Below are 13,909 nucleotides of genomic sequence, written 5' to 3' on the forward strand. Positions count from 1 at the left end.
TTCAATGCGTGGTCACGGGACGTACACTGATGACATCGACGTCGAATGTCAGGGTACGCCCAGACAGTGGGTGATTAAAGTCCACCTCAACCTGGGAGTCATCGATCCGGGCTATAACTCCCGGTATTTCACCCCCGGCAGCATCGGTAAAGGACATCACCATCCCCTCTTCGGGTTCAAGCTCGTCGAAATCATCGCGCTTGAGCATCTGAACATTCTGTGGGTTATGCTGGCCAAATCCATGTTCAGGGGAAATCTCGAAACTGCCACTCTCCCCCTCAGTCAGCCCCTTGATCGGCGCCTCGAACCCCGGCGGCAGATTCCCGTCACCGACCTGGAATGTGGCCGGGGATTTGTCATGGGTCGAATCAACCACAGTGCCATCCTCAAGCTTCAACGAGAAGTGGAGGGTGACTTCCATGCCTTCCTCGATGCGGTAGTCGCTCATAGTATGCCTCTAAAACGCGTGTTTTCCGGCCATCCGTCAATGTGCCCGCTTTCGCTTGGCATCGCGGAAGGACTCCCAGATCAGACCGATAGCACCGAGAGTAATGGCGGTATCTGCCAGGTTGAATGCCGGAAAGTAATACTGCCCCCAGTGGAAGGACAGGAAATCGATCACATGACCATGGACCATACGATCATACAAATTCCCCAGCGCACCACCAATGATAGCCGCCAATGATGCACCCAATATCTTCTCGTGAGCACGAAGCCGTCTCATCCAGAGCGTAAGAGCGACACTGGCGCCCACGGCAATGGCCACGAAGAACCAGCGCTGCCAACCGGCATGCCCCGCCAGAAAGCTGAAAGCGGCACCGGTATTATACAATAGTGTCAGGTCGAACACCGGTAACACCGTCACGGGCTCGGCGTAGCTCAACCAGTGGCTGGCCAGAGCCTTGGTCCCCAGGTCCAGAGCAATCACCAGCGCCGACAACCAAAGCCAGCGCAGAGGGCGACCCATCGGAGGCGCCTGGTCGTTACGTGTATTCATGCGATCTTCCTGACGGGCTGAACCTGCCTGTTTGAAGCCGGTCATGCATAGCGACGGGTTTCCCCCGACCCTTCAGGCAAGTTGGAAATGCAACGACCGCAAAGGTCGGTCGCCTCAGGATGCGTTCCCACATCCTCACGATGATGCCAGCAGCGCTCGCATTTCTTGTACGGTGAAGCCCACACGGCAACCCGTAACTCATCCAAATCGGTCGCTTCAGCATCATTACCCTCGGCGAGAGAAGCCAGACGAACATCACTGGTCAACAGCACGAAACGAAGTTCGTCACCCAGCCGTGCTAACGTCTCACGCAAGGCATCGCTGGCATAAAGTGTCACTTCTGCCGCCAGGCCACTGTTGATCGCCTTGGCGTTACGAGCCTCTTCCAGACACTTGTTGACGGCCTGCTTGACCTCCAGCACCTGTTCCCAGAAGTCTCGGCCCAACAGCGCTGTCTCATCCAGGGACGTCAGACCTTCATAATAGGTCTCCAACAGCACACTATCGGAACGCACACCTGGAATATGCTCGTAGATCTCATCTGCCGTGAACGACAGAATCGGCGCGATCCAGCGGCAAAGCGCCTCGACGACATGATAGAGTGCCGTTTGACAGCTGCGACGCTCCAGTGATTCGGGTTGCGTCGTATATTGCCGGTCCTTGATGACATCCAGGTAGAAGCCGCCCAGTTCACGGGCACAGAAGGTATGCACCTGCTGGTAGACATCGAGGAAGCGGTAATCGGCATATGCCTTGCGGATCCGCTCCTGTAGTTGCGCGGCCCGATCGACCACCCATTGATCCAGTGCCAGCATCTCGTCGAACGGTACGGCGTGACGATCTGGTGCAAAACCATTGAGATTGGCCAACAAGAAGCGTGACGTATTGCGGATACGGCGATACACATCGGCAATCCGCTTGAGAATCTCATCGGATACCGCCATCTCGCCGGAGTAGTCCGTCGAGGCCACCCACAGGCGCAGGATATCGGCTCCCAGCTTATCCATGACCTCTTGAGGGGCAACGACATTGCCCATCGATTTCGACATCTTCCGTCCCTGAGCATCGACGGTGAAGCCGTGGGTCAGCAGCCCCTTATAAGGAGGGTGACCGTCGATGGCGCAACCGGTGAGCAGGGACGAATGGAACCAGCCCCGATGCTGATCGGAGCCTTCCAGATAGAGGTCGGCACGCGGCCCTTGCGCATGACCGAGCTGATGGGAATCGCGCAGTACGTGCCAATGCGTCGTACCTGAATCGAACCAGACGTCGAGGGTATCGGTAACCTTGTCGTAATCACCGGCCTCGTCACCCAGCAGCTCGGTCGGATCAAGGCGGAACCAAGCGTCGATTCCCTCCTTCTCCACACGCTTGGCAACCGCTTCCATCAGCTCTACCGTGCTGGGATGGAGCTCCCCGGTGCGTCGATGCAAGAAGAAAGGAATCGGCACCCCCCAGTTGCGCTGACGAGAGATACACCAATCCGGACGGTTGGCGATCATGGCGTGTAGCCGCGCCTTCCCCCAGGACGGAGTGAAATGTGTCGCCTCGACCCCCTCCAGTGCCCGCTGACGCAGACTGATTCCCTGCTTGTCTTGGACATCCATCCCCACGAACCACTGCGCTGTAGCACGATAGATGACCGGGGTCTTATGGCGCCAGCAGTGCATGTAACTGTGGGTGATGGTCTTGTGTGCCAACAAGGCATCGACCTCACGCAGCGTCTCGACGATCCGAGGGTTGGCCTTCCAGATCAATTGGCCGCCGAAGTGGGGCAACTCCTCAGCATACACGCCATCGCTCTGAACCGGGTTCAGGATGTCGCTGAAATCCATGCCATGGGCTCGGCAGGTTTCGAAGTCATCCACACCATAGGCAGGAGCGGAGTGAACCACTCCGGTACTGCCCACCTCGACCTCGACATAATCAGCCAGGTAGACAGGTGAGCATCGCTCGTAAAACGGGTGGCGGAAGTCGATCCTGTCGAGCCGTTGCCCCTGCGCCGTCGCAACGATCTGCCCCTCGAGCTGGAAGCGTTCCAGACAGGAAGCCACCAGTTCCTCAGCGATCAACAGCAGCCGACTTCCTACGTCAACGAGCGCATATACCACGTCGGGATGCACATTGAGTGCCTGGTTAGCAGGAATCGTCCAGGGTGTCGTCGTCCAGATGACGGCAGCAGCCGGCTTGGGCAGCTCGCTCAACCCAAAGGCCTCGGCCAGCTTCTCCGATTCAGCCACAGGAAAGGCGACATCGACGGCGTCGGACGTCTTGTCAGCATATTCGACTTCTGCTTCCGCCAACGCCGAGCCGCAATCGAAGCACCAATTGACAGGCTTTAGTCCCTTGAATACATAGCCACCTTCGACCATCGCGGCCAGCGCGCGGATCTCGCCAGCCTCATTGACGTAATCCATGGTGCGATAGGGATTGTCCCAATCGCCAACCACCCCCAGGCGCACGAAATCCTTCATCTGCTCCTGGATCTGCTCGCTGGCGTATTCACGACACAACCTGCGGGCTTCTTCGGCCGGAAGGTGCTTGCCATGAGTGGTTTCCACCTTGTGCTCAATCGGCAATCCATGACAGTCCCAGCCCGGCACGTACGGCGCATCATAGCCGGCCAGAAATTTCGACTTGACGATGATGTCCTTGAGAATCTTGTTGACGGCATGACCGATATGGATGCTGCCGTTGGCATAGGGAGGCCCATCATGCAAGACGAAAGGTTCGCGCCCCTGCCCCTGTTCACGCAGGCGGCGGTAGAGGTCCATTTCCTGCCAGCGCGCTACCCGCTCGGGTTCGCGCTTGGGCAGCATGCCCCGCATGGGGAAATCCGTCTCGGGCAGATTCAGGGTGTGTTTGTAGTCGCTCATAGGTTCAGGATCAGCCATCATCATGGCCGGCGGCCGTAGGGCCTGCCGACGTATCAATTGTCACGGAATCGCAAGCCAGGGGTGCCGATGCCAGGGGCAGCGATACATCCACGCTCGTACCATCCATCAGCGTGGTCGGCAGCATTCCGACCTCGCGCGTCTCTGCGGCAGCGAAAAACGCGCGTGCGCGTTGTCGGTCTCTATGGATCTGCTGCTTCAACGACTCGAGTCCATCGAAACGGATCTCTCCTCGTAAACGAACACACGGCGTCACGAGCAGCCGCATACCATAAAGGTCCTCGTCGAGGTCAAGCAGGTGAACTTCCAGCACGGGTCGCGTACTACCCAGCGTGGGTCGCCAGCCAATGTTCGCTACACCAGGCAAGCGGCGTCCATCCGGGAGCGTCGAGACCACGGCATACACGCCACGCAGAGCCAATGGCTGCGGTAACAGTGGCAGATTGGCGGTAGGCATCCCGATGGTTCGTCCCAGTTGTTGGTCGACGACCACGCGGCCCGACAGTTGATACGGACGACCCAGCATCCGTGCCGCCTGGAAAAAATTGCCGCTGGTCAACAACGTGCGGACGCGAGTGCTGGAGACACGCTCATCGTCGAGAAGAAACGCCCTGGTATGCTCGACACCGAAGCCCCTTTCGGCACCAACCTCGGCAAGCAATGCGAAGTCGCCATCGCGTTCGCGGCCGAACCGGAAGTCATCGCCTACGACCAGGTGGCGAACCCCCAGCCCATCGACCAACACCCGATCGATGAACTCCCTGGCCGTCAGACAGCGCAAGGCCTCGTTGAACGGCAAGCAAAGCACACGTTCGGCTCCATACGCAGCCAACAGACGAACCTTGTCCCGCAAACGCGTCAAGCGCGGGGGAGCCTGGTCACCGGCAAAATATTCGCGTGGCTGTGGCTCGAATACGACAACAGCTACCGGCAACCTCTGGTCCCTGGCACGTTCTCGCAACTGATCGAGAATGGCCTGATGCCCTCGGTGCACGCCATCGAAGTTGCCGATGGTAGCTACGCAACCATGATGTGCATCGCGCAAATTGTGCAGCCCACGAATCAATTGCATGCGTTACCCAAGGTCGTATCGAACGTTGATTATAACGGTCTGTACAGCGAGCGCCTATCACCGATGTCGGTAGGGCTGATCCATGATCTACGCCGCCAGGCGAAAGTGGCGTAACCGAACCCCCGTCGCCGCCAGCCAAGCAAAATAAACGCCGGCCCCCCCCAACACTAATCCAGCCAGATGGCCGGCCCTGTGCCAGACCGACCAATCCAGCCAAACGCGCCAATCCGGCGAGAACCACCATAGGGCGATTCCCATGCACAAGCATCCACCTCCCAGTTGGATGGCGAAGCGTCCCCAGCCAGCTTGAAAGACCAAGATACCTCGTTTTCTCAGTAGCCATCCTAGACAACCGGCGTTCATGAACCCGGACAAGGCCGTGGCCAAGGCCAACCCCGCATGTGCCAGAGGCCAGACCAATGCCAAGTTGAAGACCATGTTGGCGGCCATGGCCATGGTCGCGACCTTGACTGGCGTTTTGGTGTCCTGTTGGGCGAAGAACCCAGGCGCCAGCACTTTGATCAACATGAATGCCACCAAGCCGAAGGCATAGGCTCTCAGACTCATGGCTGCCATGACGATATCATTCTCGGTCATGGCGCCATAATGGAACAAACTGATCAGCAGTGGCTCCGCCAGCACCGCCAGGGCCAAGGCTGCCGGCAACCCCAGCAGCAGGACTGCACGTACCGCCCAGTCGAGCATGCGCGCGAAGTGTTCACGTGACTGTTCGACATGTCGCTTGGACAAGGCCGGCAAGATGACGGTCCCTATCGCCACGCCGAATACGCCCAGCGGTAATTCCATGAGACGGTCGGAGTAGTACAGCCATGACACACTTCCCGACACCAACAACGAGGCAAGCACGGTGTCCAGCAGGAGATTGATCTGTGCTACCGATACCCCGAACAGTGCCGGAATCATCAGTGTCATCACACGTCGGACCCCAGGATGGGAAAAGCGCGGCCACGGCCGTGGCAGCAGCCCCAGGCGAACCAGAAACGGCACCTGGAACATCAGTTGAGCACAACCGGCAATCAGGACGCCCCAAGCCAACCCCATGGCAGGGTTGCTCATCCAAGGAGTCAATAGCACGGCCGCCCCGATGAGCGACAGATTGAGCAATACTGGCGTAAAGGCCGGAACGGCAAATCGGTTCCAGGTATTGAGCACACTTCCCGAAAACGCCGTCAACGAAATCAGCAGCAAGTAGGGAAACGTCAGTCTCAACATATCTGCCGTCAGCGCCAGCTTGGCTGGATCACGGCCGAAGCCCGGCGCAAACACCCACACCAGCCACGGCGAAGCCAACATGGCCAGCGCCGTCAACAAGGCAAGGACGACAGCGAGGCTACCGGAAACAGCATCCAGCAACTCGCGGATTTCCGCTCGGGTACGTTGTGTCGCGTACTCGGACAGGACCGGCACGAATGCCTGATTGAAGGCGCCTTCAGCAAACAGACGGCGCATGAAGTTGGGCACCTTGAATGCCACGAAGAAGGCATCAGCACCACTGGTCGCCCCTAGAAGAACGGCAACGACGACATCGCGAACCAAACCCATGACACGCGATATCATGGTCATCGCACTGACGATAACGCCCGAACGCAACAGACCGGCCCGCCCGGACGGTGCATCTACCGCCATACCGGGTTCATCGGTTGCCGCCGGTGTCGGACGATCATCAGTGGCCACAGTGCTTACAGGTCCTTTGGTCGTAAAAAACAGGCTGTCATGGGCGTAAAGTAGCAGCCACAAAAAAACCGGCCGAAGCCGGTTTTTTGATCAAGGTGACCGGCGTTACGCAGCCAGCGCCTTGATTCGCTTATTCAAACGATGCTTGAGGCGCGCCGCTTTCTTCTTGGACAGCACGTCCTTGTCAGCGATGCGGTCGATGATCGGCTGGGCCTGCTTGAATTCATCCATTGCCTTACCATGATCACCGGTCTTGACGGCCTTGATCACACGTTTGACATAGGTGCGCACCATGCTGCGCTGACTCGCGTTATGGACGCGACGTTCTTCAGCCTGGCGGGCGCGCTTACGAGCTTGTTTACTGTTTGCCACCATTATCTCCTTGGAGAATGATTACCGTACCATCGGCAACTATCGATAAATGTCTGACCTGGCTGGGAAAATGACCACCCAACCGGTTTGGCCTTGATGAATTGCACGGGCCATGTCTGAGAGGATGCGAGATTCTAGCATATCGCACTCGCTAGTTGCTACCGCCGCGTACCAGACGAGAATACGCACTCATAGCACCACCAAATTATCCCGATGAATCAACTCCGGCGCTTCCATATAACCTAGTATTCGCTCGATTCGGTAACTTGGTTCGCCGAGAATTCTGGCGGCTTCTTCCGCACCGTAATTGACCAGTCCTTTTGCCACACGCTCACCATGCTCATCGACGCAGAGCACCATGTCACCACGCACGAACTCTCCCGTTAACGATTTGACCCCCACGGGCAGCAGGCTAGACCCACGGTCACGCAATACGCCGACAGCACCGGAGTCCAATACCAGCCAGCCTCTCACCTGTAACTGGCCAGCCAGCCACCGTTTGCGAGCGGCAATCGGTGCCTGCTCGGGCCGCAACAAGGTACCGACACGCTCCCCCGTGGCTAATCGCATCAAGACATCACGCTCCCGGCCACTCGCAATCACAGTGACCGCACCGGAGCGTGCAGCCAGTTGGGCGGCTCGCACCTTGGTAGCCATCCCCCCCCTGCCCAAGGCACCCCCACCTCCAGCCATGGCAGCCAGTCGAGAGTCATCGGCGTGACTCTCCCTGATCAAACGAGCGTCGGGGTGATAGCGTGGGTCGGCATCGAACAATCCATCCTGGTCGGTCAGTATCACCAAGGCATCCGCTTCGAGCAGGTTGGCGACTAGAGCGCCCAACGTATCGTTGTCACCAAAACGAATCTCATCGGTGACTACCGTGTCGTTTTCATTGATGACCGGCACAACGTGAAGGTCGACCAATGTTCGCAAGGCGGAGCGAGCATTGAGGTAGCGCTTGCGGTTGGAAAGATCGTCATGCGTGAGCAATATCTGGGCAGTCAGCAGACCATGGCGACCAAAATGGCCCTCATAGCATTCGGTGAGACCATTCTGACCCACTGCGGCTGCCGCTTGTAGCTCATGCACCGCCGATGGTCGCTCATGCCATCCAAGCCTGACCATGCCAGCCGCTACCGCCCCCGAAGAGACCAACACAACGTCGATGCCACGCGCATGGAGGGCCGCTATCTGGTCGACCCAGCCACCGATCGCCTCATCGTCGAGGCCTCGGCCATCATTGGTCAGCAGTGAACTACCGATCTTCACCACCACGCGCCGGGCATTCACGAGGGCGTCCCGCCCAGGCGGCTTCTCACGGCCAGTCATGGTATTCCTCACGGTACATATTCGATCTCGACATCATAATCATCATCGTCGAAGTCATCATCGTCGAAGTCATCATCGTCATCATCGATATCTTGCCGACGCTTACGCCCCAATCTGGCTTCAGTGCGCGCCACCGACTCAGCCTCCATACGGCGACAGATGATACGCTCCTGCTCCGCAACCGCTGCATCTTCGTTTTCCAGGCGCCGCCGTTCGGTCAACCAACGATACACGGCGTTCACAAGAGCCTCGGTACCCTCGCCACTGAGGGCGGACACCTGAAAAACCGGCTCTTGCCAATCGAGACGAGCGAGGAGGTCGGATACGACCTCGTCACGCTCTGCGTCAGGCAGCATATCCAGTTTGTTGATGACCAGCCAGCGAGGGCGCTCGGCCAAGGCCAGCGAGAACTGCTCCAACTCATGGGCAATTGCCTGGACGGTCGCCACGGGGTCGGACCCATCAAACGGAGCCACATCGACGACATGCAACAGCAACCGTGTCCGCGTCAGATGCTTGAGGAATCGCAACCCCAGCCCCGCGCCACCGGATGCACCTTCAATCAATCCCGGCACATCCGCCATCACGAAATGCTCGTGACGACCGAGCTGGACGACTCCCAGATTAGGCACGAGCGTCGTAAAAGGATAATCCGCTACTTTCGGCTTGGCCGCCGAAACGGAGCGAATCAGGGTCGACTTGCCAGCATTCGGCATCCCCAACAAGCCAACGTCTGCCATCACCTTCATCTCGAAGCGTAAATTGCGACGCTCACCGTCCGTCCCCGGTGTCGTCTTGCGAGGCGCTTGATTGGTCGATGACTTGAAGTGGATATTACCCAAACCGCGACGCCCACCATGCGCCACCAGCACCTTTTGTCCAGCGTCGGTGATATCGGCGGTGACTTCCAGGGTATCCTCATCAATCACCGTGGTTCCCACCGGAACCTTGACATAGAGGTCCTCCCCCGTCTTACCGCTCATCTGACGGCCTTGCCCTGGCTGACCGTTCTGTGCCTTGTAGAAGCGCTGATACTTGAAGTCGATCAAGGTGTTCAAGGCATCGTCACCGATCAGGTACACATTGCCGCCATGCCCACCATCGCCGCCATCAGGCCCACCTTTGGGTACATACTTTTCACGCCGGAAACTCAAGCAGCCATTGCCACCCCTTCCAGCTTCCACAATGATTGAGGCTTCATCGACGAACTGCATCGCTCGCTCTCCCGACGGTACTACCGTCATAATACAAGAAGGCCCCGCCTAAGCGGGGCCTTCTGCTAGCCGAACCCATGCTTGCATCGACACGCGAATCTACTATGGGCTCGGAGACAGGCACTCACCAAGCTCGCAAGCTCTCAGGCGGAGACAATGCTCACGAACTTGCGATTTTTGGGCCCTTTGGTCTCGAACTTGACCACACCCTCATTCAGGGCGAACAGCGTGTGGTCTTTGCCGATACCCACACCAGTACCGGCATGAAACTTGGTGCCGCGCTGACGGACAATGATATTGCCCGGTATCACGGCCTGACCGCCAAACAGCTTGACACCAAGGCGCTTGGATTCGGAATCGCGACCGTTACGTGTGGAACCGGCTGCCTTCTTGTGAGCCATTGCTATTACCTCGCTCTTTCAGGGGGCGTAACCGCTTATGCGGAAATCCCGGTAATCTTGACTTCAGTGAACCACTGACGGTGACCCTGGCGACGCATGTGGTGCTTGCGGCGACGAAACTTGATGATACGCACCTTGTCACCGCGGCCATGGGAAACGACTTCCGCCGCAACCTTGGCACCATCCACCAATGGGGCTCCGACTTTCACGTCATTGTCATCCGCAACCAGCAGTACCTGATCGAACTCCAACGTTTCACCCGTGGCCACTTCCAGCTTCTCGAGCTTCAGGGTCTGACCTTCCTGAACGCGGTATTGCTTGCCACCGCTTTTGATCACTGCATACATTTAACGTTCTCCAGCTACTCATCGGGTTGCGCTCTTCATCGGCCTGCTGCGAGTGGCGCCCTTCTTGGCAACCATCTGACAGGGAGCATGATGAGCCGGGCGGCGGATTATAACCACACGAGAAGCTTGACACAAGCCACTGTCACAATGCAGCTTGCTTGACGCCCCCCCTAGCCATCCATAGCATAGCTTGCAACCCAAGGCCGATCTTCATCGACCCCATTCCGGATAAGCAACGCCCATGCAGCCAACAGCATCGCCAACCGCGCCGCCCTCTCTACACGCTGCGGTAGCAGACGACTTCACAGCCGTCGACCGCACCATCCTGACACAACTGGCGTCACGGGTACCGCTGGTCGAATCGATCGGTCATTACATCATTGATAGCGGCGGTAAAAGACTACGCCCCTTACTGGTATTGCTGGCGGCACGCGCACTGGACTATCGACACGACAAGCACATCACCCTGGCGACGCTGATCGAATTCATGCACACCTCCACTTTGCTGCATGACGATGTCGTTGACGAATCCCATATGAGACGCGGCAAGGCAACCGCCAACGATGCCTGGGGCAATGCCCCTTCTGTTCTGGTCGGAGACTTCCTGTATTCGCGCTCTTTTCAGATGATGGTCGAAGTCGGTTCGATGCGGATCATGGAAGTACTGTCGGCGGCGACTTGCACCATTGCCGAAGGCGAAGTCATGCAATTAACCAATGTCGGCAACCCGGATGTCGATGAAGCCGCCTATTTCGACACCATTCAGGGCAAGACCGCCATGCTATTCGAAGCTGCGTCACACAGCGGCGCTATCCTGGCCAATGCCTCTCCGAACCAGGAACGAGCGCTTCAGCTTTATGGCCGCTATCTAGGATTGGCATTTCAACTCGTCGATGATCTACTCGACTATCAAGGTGAAGCCCAGGCCATGGGCAAGAATATTGGCGACGATCTTGCCGAAGGCAAGCCGACCCTGCCACTCATTCATGCCATGGCCACTGGCAGCCCGGAGCAGGCCAGCCTGGTGCGCCGCGCCATTCGCCAGGGGGGATTGGAACATCTGGATGCCGTACTAGGTATCGTGCACGATACTGGAGCACTGGACTATACGCGAGCACGTGCTGAGGCAATGGCCGATAAGGCACTGGCACAGCTCGAAGTTCTGCCTGACAACGAATACCGAGCCAGTATGGAAAACCTCGCTCATATGGCGGTGGAACGCCAGGCTTGAGCCCCCGACGCCTTGCATCGCCCAGCAAGATACGTATAATTGCGCATCGTCGAGAAGACAGCCTTTCTGTCCGTCGTTCGTCGGAGTATAGCTCAGCTTGGTAGAGCGCTGCCTTCGGGAGGCAGAGGTCGTAGGTTCGAATCCTGCTACTCCGACCAAGAACATCAGCAAAAACCGCCACTTACGGAGCACTCCGGGTGGCGGTTTTTCGTTACGGCCATATCAAAACGAACTGACATGGCGTCGGTGAGTGAATCGTCAGGCGAAGGTATTGAGCTGAGTTCCCACACTACCTTCAGTTGCCAGTTGCGGCGCCTGAGCGGCGGAGTCCATCAAGTCAGCGATTTGGTTCTCCTGCGTTTCCATCGCTTCCTTGAAGACCTTGGTCTGCGCCTCCTGCATCATCTGCGATTGTTGCATCGCAAGAGAGGCACCCACCGAACCTTCGATCGCTCCATCCATAACAACTCCCATTAACAGTGCTTGGACATGTATATCAACAGCGGTGCGTTGACGAACAACGTAGCCGCCATGCTCCGCCATTAGCAAGTTGCCCGCAAATAACGTAGCACACTCTATCTATCGGCAGCGGAATAGTTCACTTCAATCGTCTAGATCAAAAGAATCCAGCAGTCTGCTGCACCACCTTGGTCCATAATGATGGCGATAATCGATAACAATAGACAAAGGCTTGAAAAGGGAGTTCGTCATGCAGCGCCTTTCTCTCGACCGTGCCGTACTTCAGGTGCGTGATCTCGGCACCATGGTGCATTTCTGTCGCGACATCCTGGCTCTACCATTGCTCCTGCTCACTGACACGGGAGCCACCTTCGAACTGGGGACCGACGAGCGCGGACATACTCAAGTACTCATGCTACTGGCGAGCGAAACCTCCTCAGAGCCACGCAGAATGACGCTTGAAGTGGCCGATTCCGAATTTCCCAGCACGTGCGCCCATTTGAGACGCCATGGCGCCTCACTGTTCGAGAGCGAAGGCAGTAGTGCACCGGGATGCGCCTGGCGCGTACTGCACTGCAACATGCCCGAGGGCCATCAATTGCAAGTCGTGGCTATCGACCCCAGCCGTTGTGCACCAACCAGCCCGCAATATGCCTCAGTACGCCCTTAGTCTTCCTCATGAGCCCGCTGTGCACGTTCCAAACGTTTACGGTGCTTGTTTTTCCGATACAGGCGTGCCGTGGCGATACTCAATGCCGCGACCAACATCCCCCCCAACGTCACAGCTTGCCAAGGTCGCGCCGCATCCGCTAACAGCGTCTCCAGCGTCAAGATGGTGATGAAGCCTATTGCCTGACTGGCAATGGCTAGGGCACGCAGGGTATCGAAAGACGTTCCAGCCATGCAGGCACTCCATGACGAGGTCGAAGGCCACTCAATGAATGGGTGACATCCATGTCATGATGACAGTAGGCTTGCCTATCGTCACCCCACACCAAACTCGACGAGTTGGAGCTCTACCTCTGTCATGGACGCTCTCGCCATTGGTCCACTACTGATTTCATTACCTCGATTGTATGCGTTCGCAACAGGCTTGGTACTGCTGTTCGTCAGTACGTTCTTACTCAAGTTGACACGACGCGCGCATACCCGGTGGTTCAACCCGATGGTGCTGTTCTGGTTGCTAGGCGCCCGTTTCGGCCACATAGCGATGAACATCGACGCATACCAAGGCGCCCTGCTGGATATGTTCAAACTTTGGCAACCTGGATACAGCACCGTCTGGGGCTTGATCGCCGCCATAGGCTGGTCAATCTGGGTCTTCCGCCGACAGGTCCGACCGCTCTTGAGTGCCTGCTCCATGCTGATAGCCGGCACTGTTCTATGGCTGATCATCACGGCCTGGAACCCGTTGGGCAGCACGCTCCCCATTCAGCAGATACCCGACATCACGTTGAAGACTCTGGAAGGTGACGAACTCAACCTACGCGATATCGAGGACGAACGTGTTCTGGTCAACTTATGGGCGACATGGTGTCCACCTTGCTTACGCGAAATGCCATTGCTCGAAGAGGCCGATGCACACAACGACGTGACGGTCGTCATCGTCAACCAAGGTGAGGACCTTTTGCAGGCGTCACGTTACCTGGACGAGCAGGAGCTCGACTTTCGTTATGCACTACTCGATCCGCAGCAGGAGCTCACCATGTTGAGCCAAGCGCCAGGGCTCCCTACCACCATGCTGTTCGATAGTGATGGCAACACCTTGGAACACCATGCCGGTGAACTGAGCCGGAGCCAACTGCGTGCCTGGCTAGACCGGCACTGATTCATGTCACGCTAGCGGCCGAAATGCTTAAGCGTGCCACGACTTTCCGTTACCATACTGCGCCCCGACA

15 protein-coding genes and 1 tRNA gene are annotated in these 13,909 nt (G+C 57.6%); 4 read left to right on the forward strand and 12 right to left on the reverse strand.

Translation table 11 applies throughout. From position 1 onward, the window contains the following. Position 1: 1 nt before the first annotated feature. The 10 genes from fkpB to rplU all read right to left on the reverse strand — a co-directional run bounded on the left by fkpB (position 2) and on the right by rplU (position 10,321). Positions 2 to 448 (reverse strand): FKBP-type peptidyl-prolyl cis-trans isomerase, encoded by a 447-nt coding sequence (fkpB, locus tag FVV99_RS16480; protein ID WP_148255229.1) that lies wholly within the window; start codon positions 446 to 448, stop codon positions 2 to 4. Between the two features lie 36 nt (positions 449 to 484). Beyond that, on the reverse strand, positions 485 to 997 hold the full coding sequence (gene lspA, locus FVV99_RS16485; protein WP_236645447.1) for a signal peptidase II: 513 nt from the start codon (positions 995 to 997) through the stop codon (positions 485 to 487). A gap of 41 nt (positions 998 to 1,038) precedes the next feature. Further along, entirely contained in the window at positions 1,039 to 3,873 is a 2,835-nt protein-coding gene (gene ileS, locus FVV99_RS16490) for an isoleucine--tRNA ligase (RefSeq protein WP_148255230.1), read from the reverse strand. 10 nt (positions 3,874 to 3,883) lie between these two features. Further along, positions 3,884 to 4,963, reverse strand: a complete 1,080-nt coding sequence (gene ribF / locus FVV99_RS16495) for a bifunctional riboflavin kinase/FAD synthetase (RefSeq protein WP_148255231.1) — start codon at positions 4,961 to 4,963, stop codon at positions 3,884 to 3,886. Between the two features lie 87 nt (positions 4,964 to 5,050). Then, entirely contained in the window at positions 5,051 to 6,610 is a 1,560-nt protein-coding gene (gene murJ, locus FVV99_RS16500; RefSeq protein WP_148255297.1) for a murein biosynthesis integral membrane protein MurJ, read from the reverse strand. Positions 6,611 to 6,763: 153 nt separating this feature from the next. Further along, positions 6,764 to 7,030 (reverse strand): 30S ribosomal protein S20, encoded by a 267-nt coding sequence (gene rpsT / locus FVV99_RS16505; RefSeq protein ID WP_148255232.1) that lies wholly within the window; start codon positions 7,028 to 7,030, stop codon positions 6,764 to 6,766. Positions 7,031 to 7,219: 189 nt separating this feature from the next. After that, positions 7,220 to 8,359, reverse strand: a complete 1,140-nt coding sequence (gene proB, locus FVV99_RS16510) for a glutamate 5-kinase (RefSeq protein WP_148255233.1) — start codon at positions 8,357 to 8,359, stop codon at positions 7,220 to 7,222. 8 nt (positions 8,360 to 8,367) lie between these two features. Next, positions 8,368 to 9,573, reverse strand: coding sequence for an Obg family GTPase CgtA (gene cgtA / locus FVV99_RS16515; protein WP_148255234.1), 1,206 nt, complete (start codon positions 9,571 to 9,573; stop codon positions 8,368 to 8,370). A gap of 143 nt (positions 9,574 to 9,716) precedes the next feature. After that, positions 9,717 to 9,974, reverse strand: a complete 258-nt coding sequence (gene rpmA / locus FVV99_RS16520; protein WP_148255235.1) for a 50S ribosomal protein L27 — start codon at positions 9,972 to 9,974, stop codon at positions 9,717 to 9,719. A 35-nt stretch (positions 9,975 to 10,009) separates the two neighbouring features. After that, the gene (gene rplU, locus FVV99_RS16525; RefSeq protein WP_148255236.1) at positions 10,010 to 10,321 is read right to left on the reverse strand and encodes a 50S ribosomal protein L21; all 312 of its coding nucleotides are present in this window, start codon (positions 10,319 to 10,321) and stop codon (positions 10,010 to 10,012) included. Positions 10,322 to 10,562: 241 nt separating this feature from the next. On the opposite strand from rplU, the gene ispB reads away from it, so the two are divergent. After that, positions 10,563 to 11,552, forward strand: a complete 990-nt coding sequence (ispB, locus tag FVV99_RS16530; protein ID WP_148255237.1) for an octaprenyl diphosphate synthase — start codon at positions 10,563 to 10,565, stop codon at positions 11,550 to 11,552. Positions 11,553 to 11,633: 81 nt separating this feature from the next. After that, a tRNA-Pro gene (locus FVV99_RS16535) sits at positions 11,634 to 11,710 on the forward strand. A gap of 100 nt (positions 11,711 to 11,810) precedes the next feature. Here the strand turns inward: FVV99_RS16535 and FVV99_RS16540 are convergent. After that, positions 11,811 to 12,014, reverse strand: a complete 204-nt coding sequence (locus FVV99_RS16540) for a putative motility protein (RefSeq protein WP_148255238.1) — start codon at positions 12,012 to 12,014, stop codon at positions 11,811 to 11,813. Between the two features lie 247 nt (positions 12,015 to 12,261). Between FVV99_RS16540 and FVV99_RS16545 the strand changes: the two genes are divergently transcribed. Next, complete coding sequence (locus FVV99_RS16545) at positions 12,262 to 12,681, forward strand: hypothetical protein (RefSeq protein WP_148255239.1); 420 nt, start codon at positions 12,262 to 12,264, stop codon at positions 12,679 to 12,681. On the opposite strand, the gene FVV99_RS16550 is transcribed toward FVV99_RS16545, so the two are convergent. Then, positions 12,678 to 12,914: a hypothetical protein gene (locus FVV99_RS16550; protein ID WP_148255240.1), complete on the reverse strand. Its 237-nt coding sequence runs from the start codon at positions 12,912 to 12,914 to the stop codon at positions 12,678 to 12,680. The two genes, FVV99_RS16545 and FVV99_RS16550, sit on opposite strands and share 4 nt — an antisense overlap. 124 nt (positions 12,915 to 13,038) lie before the next feature. On the opposite strand from FVV99_RS16550, the gene FVV99_RS16555 reads away from it, so the two are divergent. After that, complete coding sequence (locus FVV99_RS16555) at positions 13,039 to 13,839, forward strand: TlpA disulfide reductase family protein (protein ID WP_148255241.1); 801 nt, start codon at positions 13,039 to 13,041, stop codon at positions 13,837 to 13,839. Positions 13,840 to 13,909 lie beyond the last annotated feature (70 nt).

Origin of the sequence: Aidingimonas lacisalsi, assembly GCF_008079445.1 — a bacterium.
Taxonomy (GTDB): Bacteria; Pseudomonadota; Gammaproteobacteria; order Pseudomonadales; family Halomonadaceae; genus Aidingimonas; species Aidingimonas lacisalsi.